Origin of the sequence: Microbacterium nanhaiense, from assembly GCF_014646015.1 — a bacterium.
GTDB lineage: Bacteria > Actinomycetota > Actinomycetes > Actinomycetales > Microbacteriaceae > Microbacterium > Microbacterium nanhaiense.
This window is the reverse complement of the sequence record NZ_BMMQ01000001.1, coordinates 405,272-427,253: the sequence shown is the minus strand read 5'-3', so window position 1 is coordinate 427,253 and position 21,982 is coordinate 405,272. Positions and strand designations below refer to the sequence as shown.

General features: G+C 68.6%; 19 protein-coding genes. 8 read left to right on the top strand and 11 right to left on the bottom strand.

Annotated features, from left to right (window positions below; genetic code table 11):
- The first annotated feature begins 1 nt into the window (after position 1).
- A complete protein-coding gene (locus tag IEX05_RS02150) occupies positions 2-1,462 on the top strand; it encodes a carbohydrate-binding domain-containing protein (protein ID WP_188699738.1) in 1,461 nt (486 codons plus the stop codon).
- Positions 1,463-1,498: 36 nt separating this feature from the next.
- Here the strand turns inward: IEX05_RS02150 and IEX05_RS02145 are convergent, their stop codons facing one another.
- The 3 genes from IEX05_RS02145 to IEX05_RS02135 are packed head-to-tail and all read right to left on the bottom strand — an operon-like array spanning position 1,499 to position 4,223.
- Positions 1,499-2,524, bottom strand: coding sequence for an alanine racemase (locus IEX05_RS02145; RefSeq protein WP_188699737.1), 1,026 nt, complete (start codon positions 2,522-2,524; stop codon positions 1,499-1,501).
- The gene (locus IEX05_RS02140; RefSeq protein WP_188699736.1) at positions 2,521-3,174 is read right to left on the bottom strand and encodes an alanine racemase; all 654 of its coding nucleotides are present in this window, start codon (positions 3,172-3,174) and stop codon (positions 2,521-2,523) included. Before IEX05_RS02140 ends, IEX05_RS02145 begins: the two co-directional genes overlap by 4 nt.
- Before the next feature lie 2 nt (positions 3,175-3,176).
- Entirely contained in the window at positions 3,177-4,223 is a 1,047-nt protein-coding gene (locus tag IEX05_RS02135; protein WP_188699735.1) for a sugar-transfer associated ATP-grasp domain-containing protein, read from the bottom strand.
- Between the two features lie 91 nt (positions 4,224-4,314).
- On the opposite strand from IEX05_RS02135, the gene IEX05_RS02130 reads away from it, so the two are divergent.
- The gene (locus IEX05_RS02130; RefSeq protein ID WP_188699734.1) at positions 4,315-5,349 is read left to right on the top strand and encodes a sugar-transfer associated ATP-grasp domain-containing protein; all 1,035 of its coding nucleotides are present in this window, start codon (positions 4,315-4,317) and stop codon (positions 5,347-5,349) included.
- A 15-nt stretch (positions 5,350-5,364) separates the two neighbouring features.
- Here IEX05_RS02130 and murJ read toward each other — a convergent pair whose 3' ends face one another.
- The 4 genes from murJ to IEX05_RS02110 all read right to left on the bottom strand — a co-directional run bounded on the left by murJ (position 5,365) and on the right by IEX05_RS02110 (position 9,989).
- Positions 5,365-6,945, bottom strand: a complete 1,581-nt coding sequence (gene murJ / locus IEX05_RS02125) for a murein biosynthesis integral membrane protein MurJ (RefSeq protein WP_188699733.1) — start codon at positions 6,943-6,945, stop codon at positions 5,365-5,367.
- Positions 6,946-6,969: 24 nt separating this feature from the next.
- On the bottom strand, positions 6,970-7,659 hold the full coding sequence (locus IEX05_RS02120) for a coenzyme F420-0:L-glutamate ligase (protein WP_188699732.1): 690 nt from the start codon (positions 7,657-7,659) through the stop codon (positions 6,970-6,972).
- A complete protein-coding gene (locus IEX05_RS02115; RefSeq protein ID WP_188699731.1) occupies positions 7,656-8,870 on the bottom strand; it encodes an RNA polymerase sigma factor in 1,215 nt (404 codons plus the stop codon). Before IEX05_RS02115 ends, IEX05_RS02120 begins: the two co-directional genes overlap by 4 nt.
- A 198-nt stretch (positions 8,871-9,068) precedes the next feature.
- Positions 9,069-9,989: a proteasome assembly chaperone family protein gene (locus IEX05_RS02110; protein ID WP_188699730.1), complete on the bottom strand. Its 921-nt coding sequence runs from the start codon at positions 9,987-9,989 to the stop codon at positions 9,069-9,071.
- Between the two features lie 59 nt (positions 9,990-10,048).
- On the opposite strand from IEX05_RS02110, the gene IEX05_RS02105 reads away from it, so the two are divergent.
- From IEX05_RS02105 to sucB, 3 genes are all read left to right on the top strand, one after another.
- Positions 10,049-11,536 carry a leucyl aminopeptidase gene (locus IEX05_RS02105; RefSeq protein WP_188699729.1) on the top strand — a complete coding sequence of 496 codons (1,488 nt, stop codon included), beginning with the start codon at positions 10,049-10,051 and terminating at the stop codon, positions 11,534-11,536.
- Between the two features lie 22 nt (positions 11,537-11,558).
- The gene (lpdA, locus tag IEX05_RS02100; protein WP_188699728.1) at positions 11,559-12,962 is read left to right on the top strand and encodes a dihydrolipoyl dehydrogenase; all 1,404 of its coding nucleotides are present in this window, start codon (positions 11,559-11,561) and stop codon (positions 12,960-12,962) included.
- An 89-nt stretch (positions 12,963-13,051) separates the two neighbouring features.
- Positions 13,052-15,115 carry a 2-oxoglutarate dehydrogenase, E2 component, dihydrolipoamide succinyltransferase gene (sucB, locus tag IEX05_RS02095; RefSeq protein ID WP_188699727.1) on the top strand — a complete coding sequence of 688 codons (2,064 nt, stop codon included), beginning with the start codon at positions 13,052-13,054 and terminating at the stop codon, positions 15,113-15,115.
- Positions 15,116-15,169: 54 nt separating this feature from the next.
- Here sucB and IEX05_RS02090 read toward each other — a convergent pair whose 3' ends face one another.
- Positions 15,170-16,486 (bottom strand): hypothetical protein, encoded by a 1,317-nt coding sequence (locus IEX05_RS02090; protein WP_188699726.1) that lies wholly within the window; start codon positions 16,484-16,486, stop codon positions 15,170-15,172.
- Positions 16,487-16,621: 135 nt separating this feature from the next.
- Between IEX05_RS02090 and IEX05_RS02085 the strand changes: the two genes are divergently transcribed.
- Positions 16,622-17,338: a DUF4191 family protein gene (locus IEX05_RS02085; protein WP_188699725.1), complete on the top strand. Its 717-nt coding sequence runs from the start codon at positions 16,622-16,624 to the stop codon at positions 17,336-17,338.
- A gap of 50 nt (positions 17,339-17,388) precedes the next feature.
- Here the strand turns inward: IEX05_RS02085 and IEX05_RS02080 are convergent, their stop codons facing one another.
- Positions 17,389-17,793 (bottom strand): RDD family protein, encoded by a 405-nt coding sequence (locus tag IEX05_RS02080; protein ID WP_188699724.1) that lies wholly within the window; start codon positions 17,791-17,793, stop codon positions 17,389-17,391.
- Between the two features lie 182 nt (positions 17,794-17,975).
- Between IEX05_RS02080 and glnA the strand changes: the two genes are divergently transcribed.
- A complete protein-coding gene (glnA, locus tag IEX05_RS02075) occupies positions 17,976-19,400 on the top strand; it encodes a type I glutamate--ammonia ligase (protein ID WP_188699723.1) in 1,425 nt (474 codons plus the stop codon).
- Between the two features lie 104 nt (positions 19,401-19,504).
- On the opposite strand, the gene IEX05_RS02070 is transcribed toward glnA, so the two are convergent.
- Positions 19,505-19,825, bottom strand: coding sequence for a hypothetical protein (locus tag IEX05_RS02070; protein WP_188699722.1), 321 nt, complete (start codon positions 19,823-19,825; stop codon positions 19,505-19,507).
- 314 nt (positions 19,826-20,139) lie between these two features.
- Between IEX05_RS02070 and IEX05_RS02065 the strand changes: the two genes are divergently transcribed.
- Complete coding sequence (locus tag IEX05_RS02065) at positions 20,140-20,418, top strand: hypothetical protein (protein ID WP_188699721.1); 279 nt, start codon at positions 20,140-20,142, stop codon at positions 20,416-20,418.
- A 187-nt stretch (positions 20,419-20,605) separates the two neighbouring features.
- Here the strand turns inward: IEX05_RS02065 and IEX05_RS02060 are convergent, their stop codons facing one another.
- Positions 20,606-21,601, bottom strand: coding sequence for a hypothetical protein (locus IEX05_RS02060; protein ID WP_188699720.1), 996 nt, complete (start codon positions 21,599-21,601; stop codon positions 20,606-20,608).
- Between the last annotated feature and the right edge of the window lie 381 nt (positions 21,602-21,982).

Sequence of the window (21,982 nt, the reverse complement as noted above, 5' to 3'; positions counted from 1 at the left end):
CATGACGTTTTCGCGTGCCATGCTTCCCCTCGCCGTCGTCACCGCCGCGGGCCTGATGCTCGCCGGATGCACCGTCGTGGGATCCGACGACGCCGATTCGACCGGCGCGGCGGCATCCAGCGTCGCATCGTCGACCACCGAGACGGCCGAGTCCGCCTCGTCCACGACAACGGTCACGGACGATCTCTCCCCCGACGAGGTGCGTGCGGCGAATGCGGACTACACGACCGTGAACGATGACGAGTGGTCGGACGCGGACGCCGTCGAGATCACGCTCGAGGGATCCTCCGCAACCGCGAGCGGCGACGGAGTCGAGATCGAGGGATCCACCGTGACGGTGACCGCCGCGGGCGTCTACCGCGTCAGTGGCGAACTCGCCGGATCCGTTGTCGTGGCGGCCCCCGACGACGCACAGGTAGTGCTGATGCTCGACGGTGCCGAGATCGCCAACGCCGATGGCGCCGCCATCGACGTGCAGACGGCCGACGACGTGGCCATCAATCTCGTCGCAGGAAGCGAGAACATCGTCTCCGATGCGGCGAGCTACGCCGACGATGCCGCTGCCAAGGCCGCCATCCACGCGGAGAGCGATCTCACGATCTCCGGCGAGGGCAGCCTGAGCGTCTCGGGCAACGGCAACGACGGCATCTCCTCCACCGACGACCTCGTCGTCCTCTCGGGCGCGATCTCCGTGACCGCCGCCGACGACGCGCTTCGCGGCAAGGACTCGCTCGTCGTCGAGGGCGGCATCCTCGAGCTGATCGCGACCGCCGGCGACGGGCTCGCGAGCGACCAGGAGGACGACGAGACCGCGGGCTATGTTCTCGTCGCGGGCGGGAGCCTCTCGATCGAGGCCGGCGACGAGGCGATCCAGGCCGCGACCGACACCATCGTGACCGGCGGCGAGATCGTCGCGAGCGCCGCCGATCACGCGTTCCAGGGCGGACAGATCCTGTCGATCGGGGGAGGTTCCATCGCGATCGATGCGTCGAACGAGGGCCTGCAGGCGATCTCTATCGGCATCTTGGGCGGCGCCATCGACATCACGGCATCCGACGACGGCATCAACGCCGCGGGCCTGAACGCCGGCGGCACCGACCGCGAGTCCGACTCGGGCGAGCGGCTCGAGATCTCCGGCGGATCCATCACGATCGACGCCGGAAAGGACGGTCTCGACTCGAACGGCACGATCACGGTCTCCGCCGGCGAGGTCGCCATCACGAGCGCCGCGAACGGCGGCGACGGCCCCCTCGACGGCAACGGCACCGTCACGATCGCGGAGGGAACCGTGACCGCCAACGGCGAACTCGTCGACCCCGAGCAGGCGGGGCAGACCGCGGGCGGACCGGGCGGCATGGGCGGTGCCCCCGGGCAGGCGCCGGACGGCGGGTTCCCCGGAGGTGGCTCCGACTCCGGCGGCGATCGGACCGCACCCCAGGGCGGAGGACAGCCCAACGCCTGATCAGAGCGGGCTCGGTTCTCGAGGGCGCCGGGCCCGCTACGGCGTGTAGACGCGAGAGACGAGGGGCGAGACGCGCAGGAGCGGTTCCTCACCCACGGTGTCGATCAGCTCCGCAAGGTCGGTCGGTGTGGGCTCACCGTGGCCGCCGTCACCGAAGAGGATCACCTCATCCCCCACCGCGGCACCGGGCCATGCCTCGATGCGCGACGAGAACGGATCCACCCGCACGACGGGCCGTGCTCCTCCCGGGGTCGCCGCGTGCGCTCGCCCGGCGAGGGCGGAGGGGTATCCGTCGACCGCGCCCAGCGAGATCTCCACGTCCTCGCCGATCGAGATCGCTTTCGCGACGAGCGACGAGATGGGCGCCGTTCCCGGGATGTCGGGCCCGTCGGCCGATCGCACGCCGTAGCAGAACGCGCCGATCCGCACCATCTCATAGCGGAACTCCGGCCGATGCCACGCGGCCGCGCTCGCGGCGAGATGGCGGATCTCGGGCGAGAGTCCCTCCCCGCGCGCCACCGTCACGGCCGCATCGAACAGCGCGCGCGAGACGTCGTCGTCCGCGTCGGAGGCCTCGGCGATGTGGCTCCAGATGCCCGCGACCCGGATCCGCCCGGCGCGCTCGTGCTCGGCGGCGCGCGCGCAGAAGGCGCGCCACCGCTCCGGCCGCACGCCGTTCCTGCGGAGGCCCGTGTCGATCTTCAGGTGCACCGTTGCGGGTCCGCCGATGGCGGCGACCTGCTCGAGGTACGCCGCGTCGCCGACGCCGAGCTCGAGGCCGGCCGCGATCGCGGCGCGAGCCTCGTCGTCCGATACCGTCATCCAGCAGAACACCCGTGCCCGATCGCCCGCCACGCTCTTCGCGCGCACGGCGCTGTCGACGTCGATCCCGCCGAACCACCTCGCGCCCGCGTCGAGCGCGGCGCCGACGATCGGTTCGACGCCCTGCCCGTAAGCGTCGTCTTTGATGACGACGAGCACCTCCGCGGGCGCCATGCGTTCCCGCACGGCACGCACATTGGCGCGCAACCGATCGAGATTCACGCGCAGCTCGGCGCTCATACGACCTCCTCGCGTCGCGCGTGGAGGCCCGCGATCGCGGCGAGCTCGAGTTCCGTCCAACCGGTGGCCAGCGCCCACTGGCGCAACAGGTGCGGCATCCCGGCGCCGAAGAACACGACCTCGTCGCGGGGTTCGACCTCCGCGTCCCCCAGCTCGACGACGCAGACGTCCATCGCGACCCGACCGATGATGGGGCATTCCTCGCCGTCGACCGCGACCGTACCGGCGGGCTCGTCGTCGGTCCAGCCGATCGCCCGCGCGATGCCCTGTGCGTATCCGCCCGAGACCAGCGCGATGCGGGTATCCCGTTCGGGTCGATACCGATACCCGTAGGAGACGCCCTCGCCCTCGAGCAGGAGCTTCGTCTGCAGGACGGGCGCGACGAGGGTCATCGCCGGCTCGCCGCGACCTTCGAGTCCGAAGACGTCCTCGACGGGAAGCGTCGCCACGGGCGGTTCCCCGTCGCGCAGCGCCGTGCCGACCCCCGCCTCGCGCGCGACCGCGGCGACGATGTCCGCGCCGTGGCCGCAGGCATCGCGCCGCAGGTCGATCGCCGCCGAGGGATCCTTCGCGTGCGCGATCGCGACGTTCCGCGCGAGCGCGGAGCGCGAGATCCGCGCGATGGGTGCGCTCGAGGATCCGAAACTCATCGTCAGCGGCGGGAGGAGGCCGAGGCCGCGGCGTCGAGGACCGGCTTGTGACGCGCGCGCGAACCCGTGCGGATCCCGGTCGCGCTCACGCGGGTCTCGTAGAGCCCCGGCGTCCAGTTTCCCTCCACGAGGATCGGCCCGTCGGGGCCGACCGCGATGTCCCACCCGACGTACGGTACGGTCGGCAGTTCGCGGGCCGCGCGGTCGAGAAAGGCGACGACCTCGTCCCACATCGGCACCTGGAAGTCGACGATCGACTTGCCCGACTCGGGGTGGGTCTCGTACTTGCTGACGTGCTTGCCGGTGTGGCCGGGCCCGAAGGAGCGCCCGTTCTCGTCCAGCATCGTGAAGAAGCCGCCCCAGGTGAACTGGTCGGAGACCGAACCGCGGCCGAACTTCTGCGCACCCATGAGGATGTGCACCTTCTCGCCGTCGAAGAACGTCGCGACGCGGGTCGTGTTGACGGTGCCGGCGCAGTACTCCGCCAGGTAGGGGTGTTGCACGATCGGCTCTTCGAGAAGGGTCTGCCCCTTTGAGATCAGCTCCGCGCGGAATGCTTCGGCGTCGGCGACCTCCGCCATGTCGTAACGGAACACGCCCTTGCCCTCGCGCCCGACGGGCGTCTTCGCGATGATCACCGGGTGGCGCTGCGCGAAGCCCTGGAAGTCGGCGAGCGTCGAGTTCTCGAGATCGAGCCATTCGCGGCGCGCATACTCGGCGAAACGCTTGTGGAACGAGATCTTGTTCTCGAGGATCAGGACGTCGACCGGATCGTTGAGCGTGTCGGCGAGGTGGTGCTGCACGAGCGCCGTCATGAAGGTCTTGCGCTCCTTCTTCGTCAGGAGCGCGAAGTCGGCCTCGTAGAAGTCGATGTACGCGGTGTCGTGGAACGCGGCCCAGATCATCATGTCGGCGAGCACGCCGGGCGCCCACTTGCCCTGCTCCTCCGCGATCTGCTTCGCAAAGCCCCAGGGGCGCGACAGGTTGAACGAAGCGAGTCGGCTCACGAAGTACTTGAGGCGGCGCACGGGCGCAACAGCTGGGGACACGAAGGACCTTTCCTGGGCGGGTCTCGGAAGCACCCACTTTACCGAGGCGCCCTCTGATTCAGGCTGAATGACCGCGTGCTAGCCTTGCGCGGTGGACCAGAAGCAGTTGCGCGTGCAGTATCTCTTCAACCGGGCTCGGCGCCTCAATCCCACCCAGCTGATCGATATCGCCAAGGGTGTCAAGCGTGTCTCGAAGGCACCGCTGCCCGTGATCATCGCCGACATGCTCTGGTGCTCCGTGCGCTATGAGATGGCCTTCCGCGACTACCTGGTGTGGGATATCCGCCTGCTCACCGCCTCGGAGCGCAAGACCTGGATGACCCACCCCAAGGCGTTCCGCCTGAACTCGACCCTGAACGGTCCGGACTCGCGCGCCATCGTCGGCGACAAGATCCGCTTCCTGAACGACTTCGCCGATCTCATCGGCCGCGAGTGGATCGATGCCGCCACCGCGAGCGATGACGAACTCGCCGCCTTCCTCGCCCGCCACGACCGCGTCATCGCGAAGCCCGCGGGCGGCGAGGGCGGCGCGGGGATCTCGATCGTCGCGACCGCGGACGTCGACGACCCCGCGGTCTTCCGGCAGAGCCTCATCAACAACGACCAGACGCTCGTCGAGGAGGTGCTGCAGCAGCACCCCGATCTTGACCGGCTGTACCCCGACAGCGTGAACACGGTGCGGATGATCACGTACCGCGACCCGCACGGCACCCTTCACGTCATCGCATCGGTGCTGCGCATCGGCAACGGATCCGTGATCGACAACTTCGCCTCCGGCGGCATGTTCACGATGCTCGACGACGACGGCGTCGCTCTGTACCCGGGTGTCGACAAGCAGTCGAACGTCTACCCCGAGCACCCGATCACGGGAACCAGCATCACGGGCTTCCGTGTGCCGCACTTCGCGAAGATCCTGGAGATGGTCGAGGAGGCCTCGAAGCGCCTCCCCACGATCCCGTACGTCGGGTGGGACATCGCGATCACCGCGAACGGCCCTGCGCTCATCGAGGCGAACCACAACTCCAGCGTGTTCCAGATGAAGCCCACCGCCTCGGGCGTGCGGACGGGTCTGCTGCACCGCTACCGCGAGGCGATCGGCCCGGGCGTCCTCGACAAGCGACGCTGAGTCCGACCGTCGGATTCAGCGGCGGATCCGCGCGATCGCGGCCTTCACCTCGGGCGCCCGCAGGAGCGCCAGGATGGCGACGTACACGACGCCCACGACGCTTGCAACGATGACGGCTCCCGCGGCGCCCGTGAAGCGGTTCGCGAGCATCCACCCCTCGCTGGAGCCGAGCAGCAGATAGGTGCCCCAGCCGGCCGCGCCCGCAACGGCGGCGACGACGCCGAAACGCACGAGCGCGAGCCACGTGGGTCCGAGCCCCAGCGGACCGATTTTGCGGCGCAGCAGGACCGTCGCGAGCATGGTCTGCGCGATGCCGGCGGTCGACTGAGCGAGGGCGACGAGCGACGTGATGTGCTCCTGCGGAGCAAAGGCCGCGATCAGCAGGGTGAAGACGAGCACGAGCGCGCCCTGCACTACGGTGAACACGAAGGGCGTTCGCGCGTCGCCATAGGCGTAGAAGGTGCGCTGCACGATGTACAGCACGGCCATCGGGATGAGACTGACCAGATAGCCGACGAGGACGGGCGCGATCAACACGGCGCTGTCGGCGCTGTTGCTGAACATGCGCGACGCGGGGACGGCCGCGGCGGCGACGGCCGCGGTGGCCGCGACCACGAAGAAGCCGAGCGTGCGGATCGACTGGCTGATGTCGCCGCGCAGCTCGTCGTGACGGCCCGCCGCGGCGTGCTCGCTGAGGCGCGTGAAGTACGGGGTCCCGATCGCGAGAATGAGCACCGAGTACGGCACCATGTACACGAGCCACGCGTTCTGCGAGGCGAAGACCGATGGGAAGTCACCGGAGGCCTCCGACATCGTGCGCTGCTGCACGATGCCGACCAGTTGTCCGATGAGGGTCGTCACGAGGGTCCACGAGGCCAGGTTGCGCATCGCGCCGAGGCCCATCCCGCGCCAGTGGAAATCCGGGCGGAGCGGGATCCCGAGCCGCCGCCAGAACGCCATCAGGACGACGAGCTGCGCGACGATACCGAGCGTCGCACACCCGGCGAGGACCACGATCATGGGAGTGGTCCACGCCGACACCTCGGTCTGGTCGCCGCCGAAGATCACGATGAACGCAACGAAACCGGCGATCGACACGACGTTGTTGATCACCGGTGCCCAGGCGTATGGCCCGAACACCTTGCGCGCGTTCAGGATCTCGCCGAGCAGCGCGAACATTCCGTAGAAGAACAGTTGGGGAATGCACCAGTACGCGAAGCTCGTCGCGAGGGCCCGCTGCGGGCCGCTGTAGTTCGACGCAAAGAGGTCGACGAACAGCGGCGCCGCCAGCGTCGCGGCGATCGTGATGACCGCCATCAACGTCGCACCCAGCGTCAGGATCTTCTGCAGGAAGGCGTGTCCGCCGTCCTTCTGGGCGCTCACGCGCACGACCTGCGGCACGATGACGCCCGTCAGGATGCCCGCGGAGATGACCTGGTAGATGCTGTTCGGAAGCTGGTTGGCCGTGCCGAATGCGTCACCGGCACGGCCAACGCTGCCGACCGCCGCGACGAGTACCATCGTGCGCGCCAGACCGCTGACGCGGGACGCGAGCGTCCCGGCCGCGATCATGGCGCTCGCGCGAGCGAGTCCCATGCGAGCCTTTTCTGGATCCGGCCGTCAGGCCTTGCGGATGATTCCCATCGGCGTCGACTGGTGGCCCTGTCCGAGCGGGTTGTCGCTCAGGATCTTCACCAGCTGGCGCTCCGCGGTCTTGTCGAGCGTCGAGCCGAGGATGTTTCCCCCGATGTCGTTGATGTCGACAACAGCGACATCGCACCCGACGATCTTCTTGACCTCGAACGCCACCTCGCGCGGGCGCTCCGGCCCGAGCACGACGGCCTCGTTGTAGGGCGGGATCGTCCCGGGCGTCGGCCCGTCGATCGCGCGCGCCTTCTCCCCCGCGATGCGGTAGAAGTCGCCGCGGCGCCCGAACAGCTTCGTGACGGCGGAGACGGCGGCCGCGAACAGGATGCGCGGCGTTCCGACCTCGCGCAGAGCGAACTCCATCGTCTCGGGAATGCCGAGTCCGATGCCGTACGCGGTCTTCGTCACGTAGCGCGACAGGAAGGTCGCGAGCTTACGCGGCTTGATCTCGCTCATCATGTACGAGCGGCCCTGCATGATCGCGACGATCTTCTCCGTCACGAACAGCAGATCGCCGGGCTGAACCTGGTCCACCGCATAGGTGCGGATGACCTCGTCGAGCGTGTCGCCCGGCATGATGACGCGCGTGCGCACGGGAATGCGCAGGAAGTCGATGCCGTCGACGTGAACCTGAAGGGCCTTGCCCTCGTTCGCCTCGCTCATTCGAGGTAGTCCCGCAGCGACTGCGAACGGCTGGGGTGCCGCAGCTTCGCCATGGTCTTCGACTCGATCTGGCGGATCCGCTCGCGCGTGACGCCGAAGGTGTCGCCGATCTGGTCGAGGGTCTTCGGCTGTCCGTCGCCCAGGCCGAAGCGCATGCGGATCACGCCCGCTTCGCGCTCCGAGAGCGAGTCGAGGAGCCCCTCGAGCTGGCGCTGGAGCATGGTGAATCCCACGGCGTCCGCGGGCACGACGGCCTCGGTGTCCTCAATGAGGTCACCGAACTCGCTGTCGCCGTCCTCGCCGAGGGGCGTGTGCAGCGAGATCGGCTCGCGACCGTACTTCTGCACCTCGACGACCTTCTCGGGCGTCATGTCGAGCTCGTGCGCGAGCTCCTCGGGCGTGGGTTCGCGTCCCAGGTCCTGCAGCATCTGCCGCTGCACGCGGGCGAGCTTGTTGATGACCTCGACCATGTGCACCGGGATGCGGATCGTGCGGGCCTGGTCGGCCATGGCGCGCGTGATGGCCTGTCGGATCCACCACGTGGCGTAGGTCGAGAACTTGAAGCCCTTGGTGTAGTCGAACTTCTCGACGGCGCGGATGAGACCCAGGTTGCCCTCCTGGATCAGGTCGAGGAACTGCATGCCGCGACCCGTGTAGCGCTTGGCGAGCGAGACGACGAGGCGCAGGTTCGCACCGAGCAGGTGGCTCTTCGCGCGGCGACCGTCGCGGACGACCCACTGCATGTCGAGGCCGAGCTGCGTCTGCTTCTCGGCCGCCGACATGTGCGACAGCTTCTCTTCGGCGAACAGGCCCGCCTCGATGCGCATCGCGAGGTCGACCTCTTCGGCCGCATTCAGCAGCGGAACCTTACCGATCTGCTTGAGGTAGTCCTTGACCGGATCCGCGGTCGCACCCGTGATCTGGGTCGAGTAGACCGGGACGTCCTCTTCTTCGGACGCGGAGATCACGATCGCGCCCGAGGGCAGCGGCTCCACCTGCTCGGCCTTTGCGGCCTTCGGCTCGTCCGCCTCGTCGGGCTCCGCGGCGCCGTCGTTGAGGATCTGGTCAACCGCGTCGCCCTTGGCGCGGGTGTTCTTCTTTGCCGGCGCCTTCTTGGCGGCGGCGGTCGTCTTCTTGGCCGTAGTCTTCTTCGCTGCCGGCGTAGCCTCTTCAGGCTCGTCGGTCTTCGTGGTCTTCGTGGCAGGAGTCACGTTTCACCTTTCCCCGGGTGCGCCTGGCGCCCGCACTCGGGTGTGTTCGAACACGATTAAGGCCCTTGTCAAGCGGATGATCCCGAAGGATCGACCTGACAACGGCTCGGGCATTCATTCTCTCATACATTCGGCTGGGTTCTTGACCCGGCACGTCGCAGTATGAGATAACGCGGTCCGCGCGACGCCTATTCCGGACTAGAGGCGAAAGTCGTCGTCCGGACGGTCGGCGAGGAAGCGCTCGAGCTCCGCCGCCAGTTCGTCGGCGCTCGGCAAGTCGCCCTCCTCGAAGCCGGGGTGCGCGTCGCGGCGCGCCTGGTCGAGCTCACCGGCCATGTACGCGTCGAACCGGCGCTCGAGGGTCGCGATCATCTGGGCGAGCTCGTCGTTGCGGGCGATCTGCTCGCCGATCCGCTGCAGGTAGTCGCGATCCTCCTCCCGGATCCCGTCGAGGCCGAAGACGAGCCCCGTCGCGGTCATGATCTTGTCGAGCGCCGCGAGCGCCGCGGCCGGGTAGCTGGTCTCCGCGAGATAGTGCGGGACGAGCATGACGAAGCCCGCGACAGGGAAGCCCTGCTCGGACAGCCGGTACTCGAGCAGGTGCCCCGCCGTGGCGGGAACCTGCGTGCGCGGCTTCCACGCCGAATGCGCCTGGATCAGTTCGTGACGCGACCCGCTCACGGTCGTCGCCAGCGCCCGCGTGTGCGGCACGGGCATCGCGATCGCGTGCACCCAGGTCATCGTGAGCACGTCGTACTCGTCCGCGAGCGCCACCACGATGTCGGTGAATGCGTCCCAGACGAAATCGGGCTCGTAGCCGGCGAGCAGGAGGAACGGCTGTCCGAGGGCGTCGTGCGCCAGCGAGAGCTCCAGGCGCGGCGGACGGAACTCGGTGAGGTGATCCTGATCGAAGGTCACGATCGGGCGGCGCGCGCGATAGTCGAGGAGCGCATCGTTCGAGAAGACCGCGACGGGCTGGGGCTTCAGCTTCTCGCGCATGTACTCGATCGTCGTCTGCACCGTCGCGCCCGCGTCGGTGAAGCCCGTGAGGAGGACGACCAGCGGCAGGCGCGGCGGAACGACCGGTGCACTCGCGACACGTTCGAAGATCTCAGGCATCCCTCTATCGTAATTCCGCGAGCCGCCGCCTGGGCCGGCGGCCGACCTAGGATGGAATCATGCCGATTCCTGATATCTCGATCTCGCATGTTCCCTTCCGCGATGCCGAGGCCGACGCCCTCGTGCTCGCCGTCGCCAGCGTCGAAGACCTCGACGCCGACCGATTCCCCGGTCTGCGCACCGCGCTCGACGCCATCGCGTTCACGGGCAAGAAGGGCTCCTACCAGCGCGTCCACGCACCCGAGTACACCGACAAGCCCCTCGCCGTCGTCGGCATCGGCGAGAACGCCAGCGTGCACGATGTGCGCGAGCAGATCGGTGCCGGCGTGCGCCAGCTGACCGGTTTCGACACCGTCGCGGTCGACGTCGCCGATGACATCGACGGCGCATGGCGGGGCGCCGCGGAGGGTGCGATCCTCGGCGGCTACGCGTTCGACTCGCTGAAGAACCTCTCCGACGAGGAGCGCGCCGCGTCGCGCCGCGCGAGCCGGGTGCTCGTGACGGCGCCGGAGTCGGTCTCGGACGAGGATCTCCGCCCGGCGCGCGTCGCGGGTGAGGCCGTCGCGATGGTGAAGGACCTGGTCTCGACTCCCGCGGACCGTCAGAGCCCCGCTCAGCTCGCGGACTACGCCGCCGAATCGGTCGCCGCTCTGCCGATCCAGGCCACGATCTGGGACGAGCGGGCCCTCGCGGAGGGCGGCTTCGGCGGCATCCTCGGCGTCGGCGCCGGCTCGGACCGTCCGCCGCGCCTCGTTCGCCTCGATTACGCACCGGAAGGCGCCGAGCGTCACGTCGCCCTCGTCGGCAAGGGCATCACCTTCGACACGGGCGGCCTCTCGCTGAAGCCCGCCGCGAGCATGATCGGCATGCAGGAGGACATGACGGGCGCCGCCGAGGTGCTGGCCGTCGTCCGCGCGGCCGCGCAGCTCGAGCTGCCCGTACACGTCACGGCGTGGATGTGCATCGCGGACAACATGCCCTCGGGCAAGGCGACGCGGCCCGGCGACGTGCTCGTCATGGCCGACGGCACGACCGTCGAGGTCACCAATACCGACGCCGAGGGCCGCCTCGTCATGGCCGACGGTCTCGTCGCGGCGAGCCGCGAGAACCCCGACGTGATCGTCGATGTCGCCACCCTGACGGGCGCCGTCATCATCGCGCTCGGCACGCGGCACACCGGCGTGATGGGTCACGGCGACGCCCCCGATGCCTTCCTCCTCGCCGCCGACCGAACGGGCGAGCACGCCTGGGCCCTGCCGCTCATGGAGCACATGCAGCCCGCGCTCGACTCGCGCGTGGCGGACATGCAGAACGCGAACGTCGGCGACCGCGCCGCGGGCACGGTGTTCGCTGGGCTCTTCCTGCAGCGCTTCGTCGGCCGGATCGACAACGACCCGGAAGCCGATCGGATTCCGTGGGTGCACCTGGACATCGCGGGTAGCGGCATGAGCACCTCCTCCGCCTATGGCTTCACCGACAAGGGTCCGACGGGCGCCTCTACGCGCGCGCTCATCGACTTCGTCGTCGCCGGCGGCGACGTCGCCTGACCACGCGAGAACGGATCCGCTCGTGACGGACTACACCTTCGACCTCGTCGTCCTCGGCGGCGGCAGCGGCGGCTACGCCGCCGCGCTGCGCGCTGCCGAGCTCGGTGCGCGCACGGTCGTCGTCGAGCAAGACCTGCTCGGCGGCACCTGCCTGCACCGCGGCTGCGTTCCCACCAAGGCCCTGCTGCACACGGCGGAGGTCGCCGACAGCGTGCGGCACGCGGCGGCCGTCGGCGTGACGGCGAGCCTCGACGGCATCGACGCGACCGCCGCCCTCGAGTGGCGCCGTGCGCTCGTCGAGGGAAAGCACCGCGGATTGAGTTCGCTCGTGAGGGCGCGCGGGATCGAGCTCGTCACGGGTCGCGGAACACTGACGTCGGTCGACGGCCGCCCCGCTGTCGCCGTCGACGGCGACCGATACATCGGTTCCGATGTCGTGGTCGCGACGGGGGCGTCCTCCCGGTCCATTCCGGGCATCGCGTTCTCGGATCGCGTCCTCGACTCCGAGGCCGCGCTGGCGCTCGAATCGGTTCCCGCGCGCGTCGCGGTTCTCGGCGGCGGAGTCATCGGCGTCGAGTTCGCGAGCGCCTGGCGTTCGCTGGGCGCAGACGTCACGATCGTCGAGGCGCTCGATCACCTCGTCGCGAACGAGGATCCCTCATCGCGCACCGCTCTCGAGAAGGCGTACCGGCGCCGCGGCATCGCCCTCGAGCTCGGCGCACGGGTGACGGGCGTGACGGAGTCGGCGGACGGCGTCACCGTCGCGATCGAGCGCGACGGCGATGCGTCGCGCATCGAGGCGGATGTCGTACTGGTGGCCGTCGGGCGCGGCCCGAACACCGCCGGGCTCGGCCTGGAGGAGGCCGGCATCACGCTCGAGCGCGGCTTCGTGCAGACCGATGCTCAGCTGCGCACGGCGGCGTCCCGCGTGTGGGCGGTCGGCGACATCGTGGCCGGCCCTCAGCTCGCACACCGCGGCTTCCGGCAGGGCATCTTCGTCGCCGAGACGATCGCCGGTCGCACGCCGGCACCGCTCGACGACGCGCTCTACCCGCGGGTGACCTACTCGAACCCCGAGATCGCGTCCGTGGGCATGACCGAACCGCAGGCTCGCGAGGCTCACGGCGAGAGGGTCGTCACGCAGGAGGTATCGCTCGCCGGCAATGCGAAGAGCGAGATCGTTTCCGCGGGTAGCCCCGTGCGAGCCGGATCCGTCAAGATCGTCGCGCTCGACAACGGTCCGATCCTGGGAGTCCACCTCGTCGGCGAACGCGTCGGCGAACTCATCACGGAGGGCCAGCTTGCGGTGGCGTGGGAGGCGCGCGCCGATGACCTCGCACCGCTGATCCACGCCCATCCGTCGCAGAGCGAAGCGCTCGGGGAAGCATTCCTCGCGCTGGCGGGTTCTCCTCTTCACACGATGTGACGCCGCGCCCACCTGGCACTTACGTGGCAGTGGGCTCGGTGCCCTAAGCTGATACAAGAATTCAACCTTTTTATAAAGGAGACTCACATATGAGTACTTCCGTTGTCCTCCCCGCGCTCGGCGAGAGCGTCACCGAGGGAACGGTCACTCGCTGGCTGAAGCAGGTCGGCGACACCGTAGAGGTCGACGAGCCGCTGCTCGAGGTGTCGACCGACAAGGTCGACACCGAGATCCCGTCGCCCGTCGCGGGTGTCCTTGAGGCGATCTTCGCCGAGGAGGACGAGACGATCGAGGTCGGCGCCCAGCTCGCGATCGTCGGTGACGGTTCCGGCACGGGCGCCGCGCCCGCTGCCCCGGCCGCCGAGCCCGCAGCCGCCGAGGCCACTCCCGCTCCTGCCGCTCCCGCTGCCGAGGCGCCCGCTGCCCCGGCCGCTCCCGCCGCATCCGGCGACGCCACCGACGTCACGCTCCCCGAACTCGGCGAGAGCGTCACCGAGGGCACCGTCACCCGCTGGCTCAAGCAGGTCGGCGACACCGTCGAGGTCGACGAGCCCCTCCTCGAGATCTCCACCGACAAGGTCGACACCGAGGTTCCCTCGCCCGTCGCCGGCACCGTTCTCGAGCTCCTCGCGGCCGAGGACGACACCGTCGAGATCGGCGCAGTCCTCGCCCGCATCGGATCCGGCGCCCCCGCCGCCCCGGCCGCCGAGGCCCCCGCCGCACCGGCTCCCGCCGCCGAGGCTCCGGCCGCGCCCGCCGCTCCGGCTCCCGAGGCTCCCGCCGCCGAGGCACCCGCTGCCCCGGCCGCTCCCGCCGCATCCGGCGACGCCACCGACGTCACGCTCCCCGAACTCGGCGAGAGCGTCACCGAGGGCACCGTCACCCGCTGGCTCAAGCAGGTCGGCGACACCGTCGAGGTCGACGAGCCCCTCCTCGAGATCTCCACCGACAAGGTCGACACCGAGGTTCCCTCGCCCGTCGCCGGCACCGTTCTCGAGCTCCTCGCGCCCGAGGACGACACCGTCGAGATCGGCGCAGTCCTCGCCCGCATCGGATCCGGCGCCCCCGCCGCCCCGGCCGCCGAGGCCCCCGCCGCACCGGCTCCCGCCGCCGAGGCTCCGGCCGCGCCCGCCGCTCCGGCTCCCGAGGCACCTGCGGCACCCGCCGCTCCGGCTCCCGCGCCCGCACCGTCCGCGAGCGCCGCTCCGGCGGCACCCGCCGACGCCAGCGGCAAGACCTACGTCACCCCGCTCGTGCGCAAGATCGCCGCCCAGAACGGCGTCGACCTGTCGACGGTCACCGGAACGGGCGTCGGCGGTCGCATCCGCAAGGAGGACGTCCTCGCCGCCGCCAAGTCGGCCACCGCACCGGCTGCCCCGGCATCGACGGCTCCCGCAGCCCCGGCCGCTGCACCGTCGACGGTTCTCGAGACCTCGCCGCTGCGCGGCACGACCCAGCCGATGAGCCGCCTCCGCAAGGTCGTCGCATCGCGCGCCGTCGAGTCGCTCAACACGACCGCTCAGCTCACGACCGTCGTCGAGGTCGACGTGACGAAGCTGTCGCAGTTCCGCGACCAGTACAAGAACGACTTCCTCGCGAAGACCGGACAGAAGCTGTCCTTCCTGTCGTTCTTCTCGCTGGCTGCCGTGGAGGCGCTCAAGGCGTACCCGATCATCAACTCCACGGTCGACGGTGAGAACATCGTCTACCCCGACCACGAGAACCTCTCGATCGCGGTCGACACGCCCAAGGGCCTGTACACGCCCGTGCTGCGCGACGCCTCGTCGAAGTCGATCGCCGAGATCGCGGCGGGTATCGCTGATCTCGCCGCTCGCACGCGCGACGGCAAGCTGAAGCCGGACGACCTCGCCGGCGGTACCTTCACGATCACCAACACGGGTTCGCGCGGCGCGCTCTTCGACACGCCGCTCGTGTTCCTCCCGCAGTCGGCGATCCTGGGTACCGGCATCGTCTACAAGCGCCCCGGCGTGACGAAGGTCGACGGCGTCGACGCGATCGGCGTGCGCTCGTACGTGTACCTCGCGCTGTCGTACGACCACCGCACGATCGACGGCGCCGACGCGGCCCGCTACCTCTCGGCGGTCAAGAACCGCCTCGAGGAGGCGAACTTCGCCGCGAACCTCGGTATGTGAATCGAGTTCCGTCCCTGGAAGGGGTCGCGCCGTCCGGCGCGGCCCCTTCCGGCGTTATTCGGGTGCGTCGTAGAGATCGCGGACCCGCCACACCTCGCCGACGAGTTCGACGACGAGGAGTTGCGCTCGGGTCTCGGGTGCCGTCACTTCGATGAGCGCCACTGCCCCGTAGTCGTCGATGAGACGCAGCGCGCGAGCCTCGTGCGCCGCCGCGCCCGCCCGTCCGACATGATCGGGAGCCCCACAGGCCTCGCCGCACGCGTCCCACGCGGCGAGGAGAGCGTCGGCGGCCCGCAGAGGATCGTCGCCGTGCACATCGTCGACGTCGGGCTCGGGTTCCGCGGTCGGAGACGGAGCCGCCTGCGTGGGAGCGACGGGCGCGGGGCCCTCCTCGCGCGCACGCGCATCCGGGGCTCCCGCGGGCCACAGCATCCCCGCGCCGACGACGACTGCGACGACAGCCGATCCGACGACTGCGAGGGGCCACCGCGCCCCCTTTTCCGCGCGCGCTCCCCCGTTCCGGCGGCGCCCACGCGGCCGCGTGCTCGACGCCCGCCGGGCCCGACGAGACGCGAGCCGGTCCGTGACCGAGCTGACGGCGTCGCGAAGCAGCTCGCCCAGGGATGAATCGATGTGGCGGTCGAGGGCATCACGGAGCCACGACCCCGATACGTCGGCGTCTTCGGCGTCGAACCCGATCGCGCGCCCCGTTCGACCCTCGCCAGTGGGCCGCGCCTCGCTCTCGATCGGTTGCGGCGCGGCCGCGTCGAACAACGGCTCCTCCAGGTCATCGAGCCGGCGCGCGAGTGCTTCGGGTCGGTCGAGGCCCGCCCGAACATCGTCGATCGCCCGCACCAGAACGCGGTCGTCGATCTGCGCGGCCACCCTGTCGACGAAGATTCGTGCGGCGGACACGACGGTGTCGCCCGCTCCGTCCACGAATACGAACATGGGGCGGCCGTCGGCGGCGATCCACCACTCACCGGGCCCCTCGACGGCATCGATGGCCGCGGCCTCGGCCACGCCCCGCACGAGCGACACCAGGAGGGTCACGGCCTCGCCTCGCCGCCAGCCGACCCCGGCGGCCTCGCGTTCGCCGCATGCCCGCGACACCGGCTCGCGCAGGTCCGGGAAGACGGCCTCGTGCCCGTCGTCGCACCGCACAATGTCCAGTGGCGCGAGGAGGTGCTGCGTTCCGCGGCAGCGCCAACCCCGCCACCCCTGGAGGGCGTCCGTGTCGACGAGCAGCACGGTCTCCTCGCCGCCCACCGTTGCGCGCGTCGCGGGATACGGCGCCTCGGGCGGGGCCACCCGGCGGATCCGATGCACGGCCAGGTCGAGCACCTCAATGGTGGGTACGGTCGCGTCCATGGCCCCAGCATGACGCGCGCGGCCGCGCCCGCGAGCGGTGCGGCCGCGCATTGTGGATAACTGCCCGGCACTCGCGCCCTGTGCACGCGCTGCCCCGGCATACATACCCCAGCCCGAGCTAGGTAAACTGGGGGTATGGCATCACGCACGGCAGCCCCCGAGAAGCGCCCCGGCATCTTCTCCACGATCAAACAGCTCATCACGTTCACGAAGGATCCGTTCCCGTGGGTGGTGTGGGTTCTGCCGGTCATCCTCGTCCTCGGCACGGGCCTGGGCGTGCTGTTCGCGCTGCTCACCCAGCAGCGCTGGTGGTTCGCGATCCTCTGGGGCTTCTTCGGCCTCATGGTCGGCATGATCGTGGCGATGCTCACGATGAACCGGCTCGCCACGAAGGCGATGTACATCAAGCTCGACGGCATGCCCGGCGCCGGCGGCCACGTCGTCTCGAACATGCTCGGGCGGAACTGGCGCGGCGAGGAGATGCCGGTCGGCATCAACCCGAAGACGCAGGACGTCGTCTACCGTGCGGTCGGCCGCGGCGGCGTCGTCCTGGTCGGCGAGGGTTCCCGTTCGAAGCTCGAGAAGCTCATGAAGAAGGAGCGCACCGTCGCGCGCCGCATCACGCATGACTCGGTGCCGGTGACGGAGTTCTTCATCGGCAAGGGCGAGGGCGAGGTCGCCATCGATCAGCTCGCGAAGCAGATCAAGAAGCTCCCGAAGAAGGTCGACCGCAACGGTATGGCACAGCTCGTCGCCCGGACCGAGTCGATCTCGCGCGGCGGCGCCACGGCTCTGCCCATCCCGAAGGGCATCGACCCCATGCGCGCCCGCGCACCGAAGACGCCCCGCTAGTCGCTCCGGTAACGCAGAAGGGTCCCGCCGCGTGGCGGGACCCTTCTGCGTTACCGGGCGCGGACCAGGATCGTGCCCGCGGCCAGGTCGTGGAGGCCGCGGTTGTCCGCGTCCCAGATCGCCGCGGGGATCACGATGACCGTCAGGGCCGCGCGAACGATCGGTCGCCACAGGCCCGTCCAGGATCCGTCGGCCCGGGTCACGCGCAGGCCCCAGATCCGATGCCCCGGGCTTCCTCCCGCCGTGGGGATGAACACCACCTGGAGCACGAAGAAGATGATGAGCTCCGACCACCACGTGTAGTCGAAGAACGCGGCCGAGATCAGGACGACGGCGGCCCAGTCGGTCGCGAACGCGCCGATCCTGCGTGGCAAGGTGGCGAGGCTTCCGGGCCCGCTCTGCGGAAGCCCAAGCGACTTGCCGACATAGTCGGACGAAGATGCAGAACTGGTCACGGATCCAGCCTATTCGGCGGCGTTGTGCCGCCTCTGGGAGCGGTGCGGGTTTGAGTACCGCACCGTTACCCCCGTAACATCGGGGAAACACACGAGACATGCCGGAGCAATCGTGCGGCGATAGTTTCGATGTATCAGCCCGGCTGGCGCTGATCCGACATCTCTCCCAATCTGGAGCACTCATGTTCAAGGACCCGTCCGAAGTTCTCGCCTATATCAAGGAAGAGGACGTCAAGTTCCTCGACATCCGCTTCACCGACCTCCCCGGTGTGCAGCAGCACTTCAACATCCCGGCGTCGACGGTCGACGAAGACTTCTTCACGACGGGCCAGATGTTCGATGGCTCCTCGATCCGCGGTTTCGCCTCGATCGACGAGTCGGACCTGCAGCTCATCCCGGATGTGACGACGGCGTACATCGACCCGTTCCGCACGCACAAGACGCTCGTGATGATCTTCGACATCTACAACCCGCGCAACGGCGAGGTGTACTCGAAGGACCCGCGCCAGGTCGCGAAGAAGGCCGAGAAGTACCTGGCCTCCACCGGCATCGCCGACACGGCGTACTTCGCGCCCGAGGCGGAGTTCTACATCTTCGACGACGTGCGCTACGAGGTGACCGGCGGCAAGAGCTTCTACTCGGTCGACTCGGAAGAGGCGCACTGGAACAGCGGCCGCGAAGAAGAGGGCGGAAACCTCGGTAACAAGACCTCCGTCAAGGGCGGCTACTTCCCCGTCGCGCCCGTCGACAAGCAGGCCGACCTGCGCGACGAGATCTGCCTGAAGCTCGAAGGCGTGGGCCTTCAGCTCGAGCGCTCGCACCACGAGGTCGGCGCCCCCGGCCAGGCCGAGATCAACTACCGCTTCGACACGATGGTGCACGCCGCGGACGACGTGCTCAAGTTCAAGTACGTCGTGAAGAACACCGCGGAAGAGTGGGGCCAGACCGCCACCTTCATGCCGAAGCCGATCTTCGGCGACAACGGTTCGGGCATGCACACCCACCAGTCGCTGTGGCTCGACGGCAAGCCGCTCTTCTTCGACGAGCAGGGCTACGGTCAGCTCTCCGACATCGCGCGCTGGTACATCGGTGGCATCCTCAAGCACGCCCCGTCGCTGCTCGCGTTCACGAACCCCACCATCAACAGCTACCACCGCCTGGTGAAGGGCTTCGAGGCGCCGATCAACCTCGTGTACTCGGCGGGCAACCGTTCGGCCGCGATCCGCATCCCGCTGACCGGATCCAACCCGAAGGCCAAGCGCATCGAGTTCCGCGCGCCGGACGCGTCGGGCAACCCCTACTTCGCCTTCGCGGCGCAGCTCATGGCGGGCCTCGACGGCATCAAGAACCGCATCGAGCCGATGGACCCGATCGACAAGGACCTCTACGAGCTTCCCCCCGAGGAGGCCAAGAACATCCCCCAGGTTCCGACGACCCTCCCCGAGGTCCTCGAGTCGCTCCGCAACGACCACGCCTACCTGCTCGAGGGCGGCGTGTTCACGCAGGAGCTCATCGACACCTGGATCGACTACAAGTACAACAACGAGGTCCTGCCGATGGCGCAGCGCCCGCACCCGTACGAGTTCGAGCTCTACTATGGTGTGTGAATCCTGACGGTTCCCGAAGCACGTTCCGATGGGCTTCGAGGCCAGTGATTGACTGGGCCCCAGGCAGCAAGCCGCTGCTTGGGGCCCATTCTATCTCTGGGGGTTTACGGACGTCTACGGGAGTAAACGGACGGGTTTTCGGACGGGTTTACGGACGGATCTTCGGACCTCGTGATCGACACCGCCTCTCGGATCTTCGTCACGAGCAGCACGACCGAAAGCGTCGGCCCGGCGACGAACATCTTGAGCGCGTCCCAGCTCGCGATCCCCATCACGATGTAGACCCATCCAGAACCGCCTGCTTCGATGATCTCCGCGAACCAGCGCGCGAGGAGATAGTAGATCGGCGCGATCAGCCAGGTGACCATCGACCACTTCAAGCCGCGGCGGGTGCGCAGCACGTTGATGAGGATGTTCGTCGGCATGCATCGTTGGAAGAACACCTGCAGAAATCCAGCGAGCCTGAAACTCAGATACAGAATCATCGCCCTCGTCCCCTCATCCAGTTCTCTCATCGAGATCGGTCGTGCCACCGACCGTAGGAACAAGGACGTCGACGCAGCACGTTATCCACAGTGCAGTCCTCCGACGGACCGCAACGGCGTCTCGCGCCGCCCACCACTTCTGCGGTCCCACGCAGTTCTCGTGCTGCACGCGGAGTCCTACATCGCGCAGACTGCGACGCGCCGCTGAAGCTAGGTGCACCTCTCCCTGATCGCAGACACAAGAAGGCCGGATCATGACGACTCATCTGTCGGATCTTGCTTGCGATGATCGGAGCGCGCGTATCGTGCTCTCCCATCTCTCCGACCCCGGCGCTGAACTCAGCGGCTCCGTGCTCCGACGTGCCGGCGCGCTCGGGGCGATGAAGTTCGCTGAGTCGCCATTGTTCGTACCCGGCTTGAACGATACCGACTTACTGCTGTGGCAAGAGCAGACTGCCGCGAAGGTCCGGGGCCTCAGGTACGAGATTGATGTTGAGCCGGCAGGTGTGCTCGTGGCCGGCGACGGCGGCTGACCGAAGAACTCGATTGATCCCGCGCACGGGTTGCCGCTCGCGATCTGAGTCGCGGACGATGCCTCGCGGCTTTCGCAAGCGGTGTACGAAGGGGCCTGGCATGTCGCGCTGTTGGGCGTCGCGCAATACCCGTTGTTGAAGGGGCACCAAGTGTTCCGGAATCGGCGTCGGGACTGCTGGCGTTCGCCTAGTAGCGGTTCTTCCGCCAGAAAATGTATTCCCGGTCGTCCTCGGTGAGGCCCCAGTCCACGCCGATCGAGCTCATCCACGAGTTCATGAGCCGACATAGGTCGGCCAGGACCGTGCCGATCTCATCGGTGGTCATGCGCTCGTCGACGGGCCGGAGTCGGTGAAATGTCAGGCTCCAGTCGTCCCAGCTGTGCTCAATGTATTCCTCCCAGCCATCCGGCAGCGGGTCCGGTCGGCGCGGCGTGCCGTTCTCGTCCAGGCCGAGTTCTGGGGAGAGGTAGGCGAACACACGGACCAAACCATTCGCGGCGGTCAGGGTGCGGTAGGCAGCCGCACCGATATCGGCCCGCCAGGTGCGCTTGGCTTCGTTGAGCTCCGCGCGCAGGTGCGCGATCGCGTCCGTGAGGTGGTCAACATGGTGCAGCGGCGAAGGAGCGTGGAGGGCGGTGTATTGCTCGATACGGTTATCATCGACATGCGCTGCTAGCGGCTTGCGGCAGGCGGCGTCGCTGTTGCTCAGGCCCTGAACGTCTTGGTAGGAGTCGGCGTCCTCGCCACGCAGCCGCAAAGCGGCATGCCCGGCCTCATGTCGGCTTATGTGGGCAGCCGCGGCACTCACGTGCGCGGCCAGATCGTCAACGGTTGCTAGCTCCTCTCTCGTGGCGAACAGCACGTCTGCGGAGACCACGATGTCAAAGGTGCCGTCATCGCGTGGGAGGGTGATCGCGCCGGCGTGGCCGGCACCGCGGTCGGTAGTGTAGGGGTCGTCATCGGCACGCCCCGAAACACTGTTCACGGTCGAGATTATGTCGTCGGTGAGCGTTAGCCGCCATCGAGTGATGTCCGGGACCAACTCGACGACCCCTGTCAGCAGGGTCTGTAGCAGTCCCTGTTGCTCAATCATGAAAGATAATGCACCGACGAACGCCGGATCAGCGTCCGCGCCAAATCCGTCGAGAGCCAGGTTGATCAGTGGGGCGCGCGCGTCTGTCATAACCGTCACCATAAACGAGGCCGACGACAGCACCGCCGTACGAGCGAACCTGCACCGGACGCGCCTCGCGCTCGAGCGAGCACATTCCCCCAAAATCGGCACCAGAGGCGCGCTGGGCCGCTATCTTGGCTGTTCTCCTCGGGAAGCCCGCCCCCCTCGCGCCCCATACCGGTACCTCTCCACGTCCGTCGACCGCGAAGGGTACGGGAATAACCTTGCCCGCGCCGATCTACATGCCAAGAGTCTCACCACGCTTGCCGTGGCTGTCGCCCACCTCAAGGGCCGTCCGGCAGTGTGGTCCGCGTATTAGAGGAACCACCGCATTCCAGCACGACTTGGCTCTGGAAGCGCCGATGTCATCTGTTCCCCCACCGGGCCCGA

What these genes read in the sequence shown, in the direction of transcription:
- sucB (WP_188699727.1), top strand. Translation starts at nt 13,052, where the DNA reads ATGAGTACTTCCGTTGTCCTCCCCGCGCTCGGCGAGAGCGTCACCGAG.
- murJ (WP_188699733.1), bottom strand. Translation starts at nt 6,945, where the DNA reads ATGGGACTCGCTCGCGCGAGCGCCATGATCGCGGCCGGGACGCTCGCG.
- IEX05_RS02060 (WP_188699720.1), bottom strand. Translation starts at nt 21,601, where the DNA reads ATGACAGACGCGCGCGCCCCACTGATCAACCTGGCTCTCGACGGATTT.
- IEX05_RS02105 (WP_188699729.1), top strand. Translation starts at nt 10,049, where the DNA reads ATGCCGATTCCTGATATCTCGATCTCGCATGTTCCCTTCCGCGATGCC.
- IEX05_RS02140 (WP_188699736.1), bottom strand. Translation starts at nt 3,174, where the DNA reads ATGAGTTTCGGATCCTCGAGCGCACCCATCGCGCGGATCTCGCGCTCC.
- IEX05_RS02070 (WP_188699722.1), bottom strand. Translation starts at nt 19,825, where the DNA reads ATGCCGACGAACATCCTCATCAACGTGCTGCGCACCCGCCGCGGCTTG.
- IEX05_RS02065 (WP_188699721.1), top strand. Translation starts at nt 20,140, where the DNA reads ATGACGACTCATCTGTCGGATCTTGCTTGCGATGATCGGAGCGCGCGT.
- IEX05_RS02120 (WP_188699732.1), bottom strand. Translation starts at nt 7,659, where the DNA reads ATGAGCGAGGCGAACGAGGGCAAGGCCCTTCAGGTTCACGTCGACGGC.
- IEX05_RS02150 (WP_188699738.1), top strand. Translation starts at nt 2, where the DNA reads ATGACGTTTTCGCGTGCCATGCTTCCCCTCGCCGTCGTCACCGCCGCG.
- IEX05_RS02090 (WP_188699726.1), bottom strand. Translation starts at nt 16,486, where the DNA reads ATGGACGCGACCGTACCCACCATTGAGGTGCTCGACCTGGCCGTGCAT.
- IEX05_RS02085 (WP_188699725.1), top strand. Translation starts at nt 16,622, where the DNA reads ATGGCATCACGCACGGCAGCCCCCGAGAAGCGCCCCGGCATCTTCTCC.
- IEX05_RS02145 (WP_188699737.1), bottom strand. Translation starts at nt 2,524, where the DNA reads ATGAGCGCCGAGCTGCGCGTGAATCTCGATCGGTTGCGCGCCAATGTG.
- IEX05_RS02110 (WP_188699730.1), bottom strand. Translation starts at nt 9,989, where the DNA reads ATGCCTGAGATCTTCGAACGTGTCGCGAGTGCACCGGTCGTTCCGCCG.
- glnA (WP_188699723.1), top strand. Translation starts at nt 17,976, where the DNA reads ATGTTCAAGGACCCGTCCGAAGTTCTCGCCTATATCAAGGAAGAGGAC.